We start from the raw sequence: 13363 nt of genomic DNA, 5'->3' as shown, positions 1-13363 counted from the left end.
AAATTAAATTAGAAAGTACATTCTACTTTTATATTAAATAGGGAAAATGTGTAAAACTATTACAATATATACCTTTTTGAGCGATAGTAGTTACTATATACCTTCTTATCATATATTTCAATAGTGGTATAAATATATAGAATTATCTAAAATTTTTCGATGCTCTTCAGTGTTAATTTAACGTAAAGATTGTTATAATAAAGATGGATACGAACCCCACTACTCATCCAATTTTCTAAAGTCTCTTCACGAATTTAGCAAAACGATTTGTTTGTGAAGGGAATGCATAGGGTATCGTAGAACTATATAGTATAGTTTTTAGAAGGAGGACTCACTTTATGGAATATAATATTCGTGGTGAAAACATTGAGGTAACTCCAGCAATACGGGAATATGTAGAGAAAAAGATTGGAAAATTGGAACGGTATTTTAACCATACACCAGATGCAACGGCAATGGTGAATTTACGAGTGAATCATAATACCTCTAAAGTGGAAGTAACGATCCCAATGACTAATTTAGTGCTTCGTGCAGAAGAGGATAATGCTGATATGTATGCAGCGATTGACCTGATTACTGACAAATTGGAGCGGCAAATCCGTAAACATAAAACAAAAGTAAACCGAAAATTCCGTGGTACAAGTACGAATGCAACCGATATTTTTCCGGTATTTCCAGAAAGTGGAACGACGCTGATTGAAGAAGACGAACTAGAGTTAGAGGTTGTCCGTAACAAGCGTTTTGACTTGAAACCAATGGATAGTGAAGAAGCAATCCTGCAAATGAATATGCTTGGTCATAGCTTTTTCGTTTATACGAATTCAGATACGAATTCGACAAATGTTGTGTACCGTCGTAAGGATGGACGCTATGGTTTGATTGAACCGAGCTAATAGTGCGTGTTCAAAACGGAGGATAAAAAGAGCCGAGAAGTTCGAGAAGCGACAGTCTCGAGGACCGGAGCGTATACAGTAATACGTGAGGACCGAAGAGACAGAGCGACGAAGAAATTCGACAGCTATTTTTACCGGACTTTTTGAACAACCTCTAATAATAAATTATACAAGGCCTGATTCTTTCTTAAGAGAGAATCAGGTCTTTTCTGTTTAAATGGTTAAATATGATTCTTTGCTTAAGGCATCATCTGTTCGAGATCAGAAGTTGGTACTTTTGTTTTTTAGGTAACTTCACAAACCTAGAAAATGTTCTGTATAATATAAAGTGAAACTTCAATCAGTGGGGGGGTTCTTCATCCCCCACCTACGCTTCCACGATTCCTCTAAGCCTTGAGGTCGGGGATTTGACTTTCCGTTAATGCGGGATAAAAGGTAAATACGATATGAGAGGGCCAGTCGTGATAATGGATTTTTTTGCATCATCCATAAGCTTCACAAGGGAGTACATGTATTGCAAAAATGGACTTGATGCGATGCCTTTGCGGCTTGGAAGATAGATTAGTAGAAATAGGTGAAGGATATGAAGCAATTACATATTTTTATGGCTTTTTTTAGAGTAGGGATGCTTGGGTTTGGCGGTGGTCCGGCAGCCATTCCGCTTGTGCAAAAAGAGGTAGTAGAGAAATATAAATGGATGAATAATGAAGACTTTGGTGATATCTTGGCACTCGGAAATGCACTTCCTGGTCCGATTGCGCCTAAGCTTGCAGGCTATATTGGTTACCGTGTTGGCGGCATTTGGGGCTTGTTGAACGGAATACTTGCATCGTGCGTCCCTACAATTCTCTTAATGATTTTGCTATTAACAAGTTTGAATGCTTATAAAGATCAAACATGGGTCACAGGGATGACAGCAGCGGTCGTTCCAGTTGTCGCTGTGATGCTGCTAACCATGACTGTAGAGTTTTTAAAAAAATCAGGCTCATCTAGTATGGGTTGGCTGTGGACTATTGTCTTCGTTTTGCTTGGACTTTTGTTCATGCAACTGCTGAATGTGCACCCTGCTATTATTATTATTTCTCTGATTATTGGGGCATTACTTAAGAAAGATCCTGCTTCTAGACCTGATAAGGAGGCAGAAAAGTCATGATTTATTTACAGATTTTCTGGGCATTTTTCATTTCAGGCATCCTCGGATATGGTGGTGGTCCAGCGTCGATTCCGTTAATTGAAAAGGAAGTCGTCGACCGATATGGTTGGTTTACGGTTCACGAATTCAGTGAAGTGATTGCAATAGGGAATGCGCTGCCTGGCCCGATTGCGACCAAGATGGCCGGTTATATTGGATTTGAGCAGGCAGGTATCCTCGGCGCCGTTGTCGGGGTATTCGCTGCAGTAGCCCCTTCACTCATTTTAATGCTTGGACTGCTTAGCATCTTGATGCGACACAAAGAATCCCCAAGGGTGAAAAGAGTGACGGTCGTCGTACGTCCTATCATCGCTGTGTTGCTAGGGTTGATGGCGTATGATTTCTTTTTCACCGCATATGAAGGAATTGGTTGGATTCAGACACTAGTAATTGGTGCGATTAGTTATATGTTACTTGGTAAATTGAATGTGCATCCTGCCTATGTAATCGCTGGTGCTTTAGTATATGGTGCTATTTTTCTTGGATGAAAAAATTGATCTGACCCAATAAAGTTAGACAAATATTTTAGGCAACTTTTAAGATCCGAGTTCGGTATTCTACCGGGCTCAGGTCTTTTAATTTTGCCTTCATTCTTTTGTGATTGTAGTACTCAATGTACTCTTTTAATTCTCTTTCAAAATGAGCCATACTTTCAAATTCTTGCAGGTACAGCAATTCAGACTTTAATAAGCCGAAGAAATTCTCGATAACGGCATTATCTAAGCAGTTACCCTTACGAGACATGCTTTGTGTAATTCGGTGCTCTTGTAATGTTTTCTGATACTTCTTCATTTGATAATGCCAGCCTTGATCGGAATGAAGAATGACTTTGTCTTCCGGTTTAAGACGTTTTATTGCTTCATCTAACATATTGCCCACGAGTTGATAGACAGGGCGGCTCATGACTTTGTACGCAATAATTTCGCCATTACATAAATCGAGGACAGGCGACAGATAACGTTTTTCCCCGAAAAGATGGAATTCGGTCACATCTGTTACCCATTTTTGATTCATTTTATCTGCGTTAAAATCACGTTGTAATACGTTCGGCGCGATTTTACCCACGTTCCCTTTGTAAGAACGATACTTCTTCATACGGACCATGCATTTTAAGCCAAGCTCATTCATTAAACGATTGATGGTCTTCGGATCATGAATAAAACCATATTTCTTTAGCTCTTTTGTGATGCGACGATACCCATAGCGACCTTTATGTTCATGATAAATCTTCTTAATTGCCTCTTTTATATCGGCGTATTTGTCCACTCGGTCTAATCGTTTCTCCCAATAATAATAAGTGCTGCGTGGAATGTCTGCGACTTCAACTAGATCCACAACGCCATACGGATCCTTTAGTTCAAAAATTACTTGCGCTTTGATTTGGTTTGTAATTTTTCCTGCATTTGAACTAAAGTATTCAACTTTTTTAAGTAAGCATTCTCCACTTCTAAACGCTCGATTTTCGCTTGTAACGCTTCTACTGAGCCCTCAGCTGGTGTCGTTTTAATTGTTTTCTTCTTCATAGATGGACGCCCCTTTTTCTTTGGTTCTAGCGCGTCCAATCCCTTTGTTTTCAGCAACTGATCCCATTGATAAATGGTACTGGGAGCAGAAATATTAAATGTGCTTGCCGTTTCTCGAAAAGACGCGCCCGTTTCGTTCATAAAATTGAGTACGTCTAGTTTAAACTGACTGGAGTAACTTGTATAGCCCTTCTGAAAACCTTCTGCCCCTTGCGCTTCAAATAATTTAACCCAAGTAATGACTAGTGATTTCACTGTACCAATGCTTTCTGCAATGGTTTTATAGCCTTCCTTTCCAGTTAAATAACGTTCTACCGCTTTTAACTTATCCTCTACTGTATATTTAGACATAAAAACACCCCGTAAATGTTAGTTTGGTGTCTAACATTTACGGGGCAGTTCATCAAAGGGATTTTTCGTTATGATCACATTAATGAATATATTGTGTAGATACGTTTTTTAAAAGCGAAAAACGTATCGCTAGAAAGAAGTGCTTCATTTAGTAGAGTGATAAAGGCTAGTGGATTTGTCCCAGTCGCGGGTGAAATTGAAGGTACAATGGCGAAAGATCTAGACTATATGTCATGAGTATAAAAGGCCGAATTAGATGACGATAAAAATACTTTAAATGATCTAGCTTCCAACTTATTTATATTTGGATTATGTAGAAGTTAGTCGATCTATGTTGTATATTGTCAAAAAATGAAAAAAATTAAGGTAATATATTTCAATTTAATTTCATAAAGTTACATCAAAAATACAAAAAATTCTGTATAATCAAGAAAAAGGAAAGTGCTTACACAGAAAAGGGCAAACCTATTGAAAAGTAGGGACGCAAAGCCGCGGGTCTAAGGTATTGTGCTACGATGGCTGGGCTGCCTGAAATACATGGTATTTTAGGAGGGATTGGGTTGGAGGATGTAACCGTTTATGAAGAATGGATCGAGCTAATGATACAAGCTAAGGAACTAGGACTGAGGAAAGAGGAAGTCCTTCATTTCTTGGAGCAAAAAGCAATCGAAAATAAAAAAGATGAACCAACCTATCATATGATTTAAAATGTATAAACCCCTTAAACAAACTGGTTTTTTACGAAAGCCCAGTTCGTTTAAGGGGTTTATTTTTTAGGCCGGACATGGAAACAGGGCTTCAATCCTCTTGCTTTAATTTCCATTTATTGAATTCGATGAATTCACGGAATTGATCTTTGGATACGCCAGATTTCATCGCTTCTTGAACAATGTTCATCCATTCCGCGTCAAGGCCATCTTTGGCTGGCTCATCATATATGAGAGAGTCAACAGGAATTTGCAGCACTAAGGCGATTTTTTCAAGAAACTGGATGGATGGATTTGTTTGTAGATTTCTTTCAAGGGAGCTTAAATAGGACTTGGCAACTCCTGCTTTTTCTGCAAGTTCTGTCATGGACATTCTATTTTCTTGTCTCAGTTTTTTTACGCGATCACCGATCATATTATCACACCCCAAAAACTTTTCTGAAGATATTTTTAATTCTGAAGCTGTTAGTATCCATTCTAACAGTTTTCATAGTAGTTAATCTATAATTTTTCATAATAACGTGAAGTTGTACCTACACTTTATACATGGTAATATTAAGGGTGCACCTATTTACTATGAAATATAATGGGTAAAATAAAGTGAGACTTCCATCAGTGTTTTTCTCCACTGATGGTTAGTTGAACCAATCGGGGATTTACTTCAAAAAGCGAGGCGACTGGTACAAAGAACGTCTCCTAAGATCGCTCACGTCCTGTGAGCAACAGAGACGCCATCACATCCTGTGATAGTCCGACAAGCATAAGCTGGAATACGGCGTGGCGTAGTTTGCCACAGAGTATTACAGCTTATGACCTCGAGGGGCTAGGAGCCGCAGCTAGATTAGGCTGTTTATCTCCACCTTATTTTTTCTTGATTCTTTTACAAAAATTGTGTTGGGGGTATTACAGCCTGTAAACCGGGATATCCGTTAATTTAATCTTATGAAACCTAAGTACTTTTTACTTTTTTGATAAAGACTTCTATATAAAGAGGAGCGTTTTTGAATGCTTAATATTTTAAATAAAGTGTTTGACCCGAATAAACGAGAATTGAAGCGCCTTGAGAAGCTGGCTGATCAAATTGAGATGCTAGCGGATGAAACAGCTTCTTTATCAGATGACCAACTGCGTGGGAAAACAGAAGAATTCAAAGAGCGGTACCAAAAAGGAGAAACGGTCGATGATTTGCTTATCGAGGCATTCGCGACGATTCGTGAAGGGGCGAGACGAGCGTTAGGGATGTATCCATTCCGCGTCCAGCTAATGGGGGGAATTTCCCTTCATGACGGGAATATTTCTGAGATGAAGACCGGGGAAGGTAAAACGTTGACTTCCACTCTTCCTGTTTATTTGAACGCGATTACTGGGAAAGGTGTTCATGTTGTTACAGTCAATGAATACTTGGCAAGCCGTGATGCACAAGAAATGGGCAAGCTCTATGAGTTCATGGGCTTGACGGTTGGTTTGAATATAAATGGCATGTCCAAAGAAGAAAAACAAGAAGCGTACAATGCAGATATTACGTATAGCACGAATAATGAGCTTGGCTTCGATTATTTACGTGATAATATGGTTCTTTATAAAGAGCAAATGGTGCAGCGTCCTTTGCATTTTTCTGTCATTGATGAAGTGGACTCAATCCTAATTGATGAAGCTCGTACCCCATTAATTATTTCGGGTTCGGCACAAAAATCAGCTCAGTTATATATTCAAGCGAATGCATTCGTACGCACGCTAACTGTGGAAAAGGATTATACGTATGACGAAAAAACAAAAGGGGTTCAGCTGACAGAAGAGGGGATTAACCGCTCTGAGACGGCTTTTAATATTGAAAATTTATTCGACATTAACCATGTTGTGTTGAACCATCATATTAATCAAGCTTTAAAAGCTCATGCTAGTATGCATCTTGATGTCGACTATGTCGTGCAAGAAGGCGAAATCGTTATCGTTGACCAATTCACTGGGCGGTTAATGAAAGGACGTCGTTATAGTGATGGACTTCATCAGGCCATTGAAGCGAAAGAAGGCTTGGAGATTCAAAACGAAAGCATGACACTTGCGACGATTACGTTTCAAAACTATTTCCGGATGTATGAAAAGCTTTCCGGAATGACGGGAACAGCCAAAACAGAGGAAGAAGAATTCCGTAATATCTATAATATGAATGTAATCGTGATTCCAACGAATCGTGAAATTGTTCGGGATGACCGTGCTGATTTAATTTATGCGTCTATGGATGGGAAATTCCGTGCCGTAGTCGAAGAGATTGCAAAGTGCCATACAGCGGGGCAACCTGTTCTAGTTGGTACAGTAGCGATTGAAACGTCTGAAATTATTTCAAAGTATTTATCAAGAAAAGGGATTCCGCATAATGTATTGAATGCGAAAAACCATGGCCGAGAAGCGGAAATCATTGCTGGGGCCGGTGAACAAGGTGCTGTGACAATTGCAACGAATATGGCTGGTCGTGGTACGGATATCAAGCTTGGTGAAGGTGTGAAAGAACTGGGCGGTCTTGTCGTGCTCGGTACGGAGCGACACGAGAGTAGACGGATCGATAACCAGCTTCGCGGACGTTCTGGTCGTCAAGGGGATCCAGGTATGACGCAATTCTATCTTTCTATGGAAGATGAATTGATGCGCCGCTTTGGGTCAGATAATATGAAAGCGATGATGGCACGACTTGGGATGGACGATACACAGCCCATCCAAAGTAAGATGGTATCCCGTGCTGTGGAATCCGCTCAGAAACGCGTTGAAGGGAATAACTTCGATGCACGTAAACAGCTTCTTCAATATGATGATGTGCTGCGTCAACAACGTGAAATCATTTATAAGCAACGTTTTGATGTTCTGGATAGTGAGAATTTACGCGATATCGCTGAAAACATGCTTGAAGCGAGTATTCATCGTAATGTGGCCCTCTTTGCACCAGGTACGGACGGTGAAAATTGGAATTATCAAGGCTTACTCGATTATGCCCAGGGCAATCTGTTCGATGAGGGTGAAGTAACAGAAGCTGATCTAAATGGAAAAGATGAAGCTGAAGTAGCGGATTACATGCTTGCGAAAGTGAAAGAACAGTATGATATTAAAGAAGAGCAATTGTCATCTGAACAAATGCGTGAGTTTGAAAAGGTAATCGTCTTGCGCGCCGTTGACAGTAAATGGATGAATCATATTGATGCGATGGAACAATTGCGTCAAGGAATCCATCTTCGTGCATATGGTCAAATTGATCCATTACGCGAATATCAGCAGGAAGGCTTTGCGATGTTCGAGGAAATGGTGATGGCCATTGAAGATGACGTTGCGAAATACATTATGAAGTCAGAAATTCGCAATAATCTGGAGCGTCAGGAAGTCATTAAAGGGCATGCTGTCAATCCAAAAGAAGGCTCAGAAAAGGTTAAGAAAAAGCCACTTCGTAAATCGCCTGAAATCGGAAGAAATAATCCTTGTCCATGCGGAAGCGGTAAAAAGTATAAAAACTGTCACGGGAATGTAGAGTAAATAGGCTAGAAAAAGAGGTCGGTTTAGTCCAGGGTTTACCGCCTCTTTTTTTCCATTTGAACAAGTAACAAGAGAGAAACTTGAAATACAATTTGCGAATCTGTCCTTTTTTGCATATAGTTGTAGAGACTGATTACGTTTTTTGAAAATAATTAAGAGGTGAATTGCATGGAATTAGCAGATATTAGACATGAGCTTGAGAATACAGCTAAGAAATTAGCGGACTTTAGGGGGTCTCTTTGACTTAGAAGAGAAGGAAGCCCGTATTGCTGAATTAGATAATATTATGAGCGATCCAGAGTTCTGGAACAATCAACAAAAGGCACAAGTCGTCATTAATGAAGCGAATGGATTGAAGGAGCAGGTCAATCAATTGGCAGAGCTCAATGATTCGTATGAAAATCTTGAATTAACCTATGAGCTTGTGAAAGAAGAACACGACGATGAGCTACTAGCAGACCTTGAAGTGGAAATCGTCGAGCTTTCTAAACAAATGAATGAATATGAACTTCAGCTGTTACTAAGTGAAGAATATGATAAAAATAATGCCATTCTTGAACTTCATCCAGGAGCTGGTGGGACCGAATCTCAGGACTGGGGTTCTATGCTTCTGCGTATGTATACGCGTTGGGGTGAAAAAAGAGGCTTTAAGGTAGAAACAATCGACTATCTACCTGGAGACGAAGCTGGTATTAAAAGTGTGACTCTTCTTTTCAAAGGGCATAATGCTTATGGCTATTTGAAAGCGGAAAAAGGGGTTCACCGTCTTGTCCGTATTTCTCCTTTCGATTCATCTGGCCGTCGTCACACTTCCTTTGTTTCTTGTGAAGTCATGCCGGAATTTGATGACACCATTGAAATAGAAATTCGTACAGAAGATTTGAAAGTTGATACGTATCGTGCAACCGGTGCTGGTGGTCAGCATATTAATACGACGGACTCTGCTGTTAGGATTACACATATCCCAACAGGTGTTGTAGTCACATGTCAATCTGAGCGTTCACAAATCAAAAACCGTGCTCAAGCGATGAACTTCCTAAAAGCAAAACTATATCAACGCGAAATCGAGCAGCAACAAGCTGAATTGGATGAAATTCGCGGCGAACAAAAAGAAATTGGCTGGGGAAGCCAAATCCGATCTTACGTATTTCACCCATACTCCATGGTGAAAGATCACCGTACAAGTACGGAAACTGGAAACGTGCAAGCGGTCATGGATGGCGATATCAACGCCTTCATTGATGCCTATCTACGTTCAAAATTATAAGTTTGAGTAAGTTATGGTCCATTGAACAGTGAAAACTGTTTAGTGGGCCTGTTTTTTTTGAAGCATTAACCACCCACCTTGGACATAGTCCTCTCCGCTTAGGTTCTCCCGTAGGTTTCGTACAATAATTTATCACGGTTTAACAGCCTGTAATACCCCCACCTCAATTTTTGCGAGAGAATCAAGAAATAAATAGATGGGGATAAACAGCCTAATCTAGCTACGGCTCCTATCCCGTCTGAGGTCATAAGCTGTAATACTCTGTGGCAAACTACGCCACGCCGTATTCCATCTTATGCTTGTCGGACTATCACAGGATGTGATGGCGTCTCTGTTGCTCACAGGACGTGAGCGATCTTAGGAGACGTTCTTTGTACCAGTCGCCTCGCTTTTTGAAGTAAATCCCCGATTGGTTCAATTAACCCTCAGTGGGGGGGGAATCCCCACTGAGGGAAGTTTCACTTTATTGTTTCTTTAATTTTGGAATGTAGTTCTGTTCTTCAATACCAAGAATTTAGCTAGTATTTCCGAAGCGCTCATATAATTCTCGAAAAAAGGGATAAGAACTCAGCACGAATAGTGAAATCTAATGATTAATTTACTTGGCATTGCAAAAACTAATAAAGATCTGCAGCGAATTCTCCCTCTTTCTTGCTTTATCGGAGTACCATTTACAGGGGTTAGATCCCGGTGCTATACTACTTTGAACGATTTGTATCGTGATGAATAAGCGTGGACAAAGAGGGTGAAGGGAGTACCTGATAAATGAGAAAAAGATATCGAGAACCGAAGCATCCGGTGATTGAGAAGTTGAGTGAGTATGGTCTTGTAATCGTTGGGGCAGCCATCATAGCGATTACATTTAACGTCTTTCTTTTGCCAAATCAAATTGCATCGGGTGGGGTCAGTGGAATTAGTACGATCTTGACTGGGACGCTCGGCTGGGAGCCAGCGTATGTACAGTGGGCCTTTAATATTCCGTTGTTTATCAGTGGTTTGTTGTTGTTAGGCATGCAGTTTGGGGCGAAGTCATTGGTTGGAACATTGATTTTACCATTTATTGTTTACCTAACAAAGGATTGGGATCCGTGGACACAGGACGCCCTACTCGGTTCGATTTGCGGTGGGATTGGGGTCGGTTTAGGTCTTGGCATTGTTTTTAGAGGTAAGGCTTCAACGGGCGGTACAGATCTTGCGGCTCAGATTATCCATAAATATACGAATTTTTCTTTAGGTACTTGTGTAGCGTTAATTGACGGATTAATTGTGTTGAGTGCAGCGATTGTTTTTGATATTGAAAAAGGGTTGTATGCATTAATTGGGTTGTACGTGACGAGTAAAACGATTGATTTAGTCCAAGTTGGTCTTGGACGTTCCAAAATGGCGATGATCATTACGAATCACGAAGAAGAAGTGAGACATGAAATTATTCACGTGCTTGACCGCGGTGTCACGAGGTTATCGGGTCAAGGAGGATATACGGATGATTCACGTCCAATTCTCATGTGTGTAATTGATCAATCAGAATTCACGAATTTGAAACAATTAGTGAAAGACGTTGATCCCAAAGCCTTTGTGATCGTAATGGATGCTTCGGAGGTGTTGGGGGAGGGTTTTAAACACGCGTAATGCTGGTATAATATTGGTGAAGTGGATAATTTAACTAGGGGGCATTATAGTGAATAAAAAATTGATTACATTATTGCTAGGAACGACGCTTGCTCTTTCTGCATGTGGTTCATCTGATGACAACGCGAATAAACCAGCAAATGAAGGCCAAACCACAACAACGTCTGCTGGTGAAGTAGATAATATTTATAAAAACAAATGTTCAAGCTGTCATGGTGCGAATCTTGAAGGGGCATTTGGTCCTGAACTTAAAACGATCGGCCAGACACTTTCTAAAGAAGAAATTGAAACTATTATTATAGAAGGGAAAAGCGGAGGTATGCCTGCTAAAATTATCGAAGGAGACCAAGCTGCAAAGGTTGCACAATGGCTTTCTGAAAAAAAATAAGAGCGCGATCAAAAACGTCTTGCGTATGTGCAGGACGTTTTTCGTTGTTATTCTAGTAAGATCCATAATTTACCTATTCAGCAGATGGAACTGGAAATTTACATTGAAATGAAACTGTAACATTTTTTTTTCGGATTTGACAAACTTTGATGGTATAATGGCTTTTGTACAGTAACAGGATTGATTCCTGTTATTTTTTCGGTTTTTTTCACAAAAATTGTCGAAATGAAGCGAGAGAAACTCGTCCATAGATTCATAAGTTTTCTGGAAATAAAAAGCTAGTTAGGTGGTTATTTATATGATAGAAATGACAGACGTCTATAAAACGTATTCGAACGGTGTCGTTGCTATAAACGGAATCAACGTTAAAATAAAAGCTGGTGAATTTGTGTATGTAGTAGGTCCTAGTGGTGCGGGGAAATCTACTTTTATTAAAATGATGTATCGGGAGGAGTCTCCGACAACTGGAAATATTGTTGTGAATGGATTGAGCTTGCCGAAGATTAGAAATACAAAGGTACCGCTTTTCCGTCGTAATATCGGCGTCGTGTTTCAAGACTTCAAGCTACTGCCGACATTGACGGTTTACGAAAATGTTGCGTTTGCGATGGAAGTTATTGAGAAGACCCCAGATGAAATTAAAAAGCGAGTAATGGAAGTATTGAATCTTGTTGGGTTGAAGCATAAAGTTCGAATGCTACCTACTGAACTGTCAGGTGGGGAGCAACAGCGTGTCTCCATTGCCCGTTCAATCGTCAACTCGCCAATGGTCGTTATTGCTGATGAGCCGACAGGAAACCTTGACCCAGAAACCTCATGGGAAATTATGAATATTTTTGACGAAATAAATAAAAGTGGTACAACCATTATTATGGCGACCCACAACAAAGACATTGTTAATAATCTTAAACATCGTGTAATCGCCATTGAAAATGGCAAAATTGCCCGCGATGATTTGCGAGGTGAATACGGCTATGAAGCTTAATACATTGCAACGGCACTTTCGAGAGAGCGGTAAAAGTTTGGTCAGAAATGGCTGGATGACTTTTGCTTCTGTAAGTGCAGTAACGGTAACATTGCTATTAGTTGGTGTGTTTTTTGTCATCATGATGAACTTGAACCACATCGCATCAAATGTAGAGAATGATGTTGAAATACGGGTACATATCGACCCGGCTGCAACGGAAGAAATTCAAAAAACACTTGGAGAGAAAATTAAGAAAATCGCCAAAGTCGATTCTATCGTATATTCTCCAAAGGAAAAAGAATTGACGAATATGATTGAAGGCATGGGTGAGAACGGCGAGGCGTTTAAATTATTTGAACAGGATAATCCGCTTCGTGATGTATTAGTCGTGAAAACGAAAACGCCTCAGGATGTAGGCCAGGTTTCTAAGGAAATTGAAACCTTTGAATATGTTCAGAGCGTCAAATATGGAAAAGAATATGTCGATAATTTATTTAATGTAGTAAATATTGCCCGGAATATTGGTGTCGTATTGATTATCGGATTGTTATTCACGGCGATGTTCCTTATCTCCAATACAATTAAAATTACGATTATAGCAAGAAGAAAAGAAATTGAGATTATGAGATTAGTTGGGGCAACGAATAACTTTATCCGCTGGCCATTCTTCCTTGAAGGTTTATGGCTTGGTGTGTTGGGGTCCATTATTCCAATTGGGTTAATTGGCGTATTCTACTCTAATCTATTTAAATACGTTTCACCGAAAATTAATATTCCATTTTTCGAATTGCTACCATTAAGTCCATTTATTTATCAGATTTCAGCGATTCTTATTCTATTAGGCGGACTAATTGGAATATGGGGCAGTTTGATGTCTGTTCGGAAGTTTTTAAAAGTATAAGTGCGTGTTCAAAAAGCTCGCGAATTTCA

General features: G+C 39.8%; 12 protein-coding genes and 1 riboswitch. Of the genes, 10 read left to right on the top strand and 2 right to left on the bottom strand.

All coding sequences use genetic code 11. From position 1 onward, the window contains the following. The first annotated feature begins 338 nt into the window (after window positions 1-338). The 3 genes from hpf (at window position 339) to AC1MGI_RS03225 (ending at window position 2573) form a co-directional block, all read left to right on the top strand. Window positions 339-893: a ribosome hibernation-promoting factor, HPF/YfiA family gene (gene hpf, locus AC1MGI_RS03235; RefSeq protein ID WP_480348483.1), complete on the top strand. Its 555-nt coding sequence runs from the start codon at window positions 339-341 to the stop codon at window positions 891-893. Window positions 894-1476: 583 nt separating this feature from the next. Then, a complete protein-coding gene (locus AC1MGI_RS03230) occupies window positions 1477-2046 on the top strand; it encodes a chromate transporter (RefSeq protein WP_480348481.1) in 570 nt (189 codons plus the stop codon). Beyond that, window positions 2043-2573: a chromate transporter gene (locus AC1MGI_RS03225; protein ID WP_480348479.1), complete on the top strand. Its 531-nt coding sequence runs from the start codon at window positions 2043-2045 to the stop codon at window positions 2571-2573. The genes AC1MGI_RS03230 and AC1MGI_RS03225 overlap by 4 nt, the downstream gene beginning before the upstream one ends. Window positions 2574-2610: 37 nt before the next feature. On the opposite strand, the gene AC1MGI_RS03220 is transcribed toward AC1MGI_RS03225, so the two are convergent. Then, a protein-coding gene (locus tag AC1MGI_RS03220; RefSeq protein ID WP_480348478.1) for an IS3 family transposase occupies window positions 2611-3959 on the bottom strand; the annotation gives its coding sequence in 2 pieces (ribosomal slippage) (window positions 2611-3515 and window positions 3515-3959; 1350 coding nt in all). A gap of 448 nt (window positions 3960-4407) precedes the next feature. Then, a riboswitch (cyclic di-GMP riboswitch) is annotated at window positions 4408-4491 on the top strand. Between the two features lie 28 nt (window positions 4492-4519). Between AC1MGI_RS03220 and AC1MGI_RS03215 the strand changes: the two genes are divergently transcribed. Beyond that, window positions 4520-4666 carry an anti-repressor SinI family protein gene (locus AC1MGI_RS03215; RefSeq protein ID WP_480348476.1) on the top strand — a complete coding sequence of 49 codons (147 nt, stop codon included), beginning with the start codon at window positions 4520-4522 and terminating at the stop codon, window positions 4664-4666. A 91-nt stretch (window positions 4667-4757) separates the two neighbouring features. On the opposite strand, the gene AC1MGI_RS03210 is transcribed toward AC1MGI_RS03215, so the two are convergent. Beyond that, window positions 4758-5081 carry a helix-turn-helix domain-containing protein gene (locus AC1MGI_RS03210; RefSeq protein ID WP_480348474.1) on the bottom strand — a complete coding sequence of 108 codons (324 nt, stop codon included), beginning with the start codon at window positions 5079-5081 and terminating at the stop codon, window positions 4758-4760. 590 nt (window positions 5082-5671) lie between these two features. On the opposite strand from AC1MGI_RS03210, the gene secA reads away from it, so the two are divergent. From secA to ftsX, 6 genes are all read left to right on the top strand, one after another. Beyond that, window positions 5672-8182 (top strand): preprotein translocase subunit SecA, encoded by a 2511-nt coding sequence (gene secA / locus AC1MGI_RS03205; protein WP_480348472.1) that lies wholly within the window; start codon window positions 5672-5674, stop codon window positions 8180-8182. Between the two features lie 168 nt (window positions 8183-8350). After that, window positions 8351-9449, top strand: a protein-coding gene (gene prfB, locus AC1MGI_RS03200) for a peptide chain release factor 2 (RefSeq protein WP_157279646.1) whose coding sequence is annotated in 2 segments (ribosomal slippage) — window positions 8351-8422 and window positions 8424-9449 — 1098 coding nt in all. Because the reading frame shifts where the segments join, the coding sequence is not laid out codon by codon here. Between the two features lie 765 nt (window positions 9450-10214). Beyond that, window positions 10215-11078 carry a YitT family protein gene (locus AC1MGI_RS03195; RefSeq protein WP_480348470.1) on the top strand — a complete coding sequence of 288 codons (864 nt, stop codon included), beginning with the start codon at window positions 10215-10217 and terminating at the stop codon, window positions 11076-11078. A 49-nt stretch (window positions 11079-11127) separates the two neighbouring features. Then, window positions 11128-11466 carry a cytochrome c551 gene (gene cccB / locus AC1MGI_RS03190; protein ID WP_480348468.1) on the top strand — a complete coding sequence of 113 codons (339 nt, stop codon included), beginning with the start codon at window positions 11128-11130 and terminating at the stop codon, window positions 11464-11466. Window positions 11467-11764: 298 nt separating this feature from the next. After that, the gene (gene ftsE / locus AC1MGI_RS03185) at window positions 11765-12451 is read left to right on the top strand and encodes a cell division ATP-binding protein FtsE (protein WP_480348466.1); all 687 of its coding nucleotides are present in this window, start codon (window positions 11765-11767) and stop codon (window positions 12449-12451) included. After that, complete coding sequence (ftsX, locus tag AC1MGI_RS03180; RefSeq protein WP_480348464.1) at window positions 12441-13334, top strand: permease-like cell division protein FtsX; 894 nt, start codon at window positions 12441-12443, stop codon at window positions 13332-13334. The genes ftsE and ftsX overlap by 11 nt, the downstream gene beginning before the upstream one ends. Window positions 13335-13363: the final 29 nt, after the last annotated feature.

This window comes from Peribacillus sp. BM1 (genome assembly GCF_056679975.1).
Note: the sequence above shows the minus strand (reverse complement) of the source record. Positions and strands in the feature narration are given on the sequence as shown.

Bases quoted from the DNA above. Each gene is read 5' to 3' on its own strand.
- hpf (WP_480348483.1), top strand. From the start codon at position 339: ATGGAATATAATATTCGTGGTGAAAACATTGAGGTAACTCCAGCAATA.
- AC1MGI_RS03230 (WP_480348481.1), top strand. From the start codon at position 1,477: ATGAAGCAATTACATATTTTTATGGCTTTTTTTAGAGTAGGGATGCTT.
- AC1MGI_RS03225 (WP_480348479.1), top strand. From the start codon at position 2,043: ATGATTTATTTACAGATTTTCTGGGCATTTTTCATTTCAGGCATCCTC.
- AC1MGI_RS03210 (WP_480348474.1), bottom strand. From the start codon at position 5,081: ATGATCGGTGATCGCGTAAAAAAACTGAGACAAGAAAATAGAATGTCC.
- secA (WP_480348472.1), top strand. From the start codon at position 5,672: ATGCTTAATATTTTAAATAAAGTGTTTGACCCGAATAAACGAGAATTG.
- AC1MGI_RS03195 (WP_480348470.1), top strand. From the start codon at position 10,215: ATGAGAAAAAGATATCGAGAACCGAAGCATCCGGTGATTGAGAAGTTG.
- ftsE (WP_480348466.1), top strand. From the start codon at position 11,765: ATGATAGAAATGACAGACGTCTATAAAACGTATTCGAACGGTGTCGTT.
- ftsX (WP_480348464.1), top strand. From the start codon at position 12,441: ATGAAGCTTAATACATTGCAACGGCACTTTCGAGAGAGCGGTAAAAGT.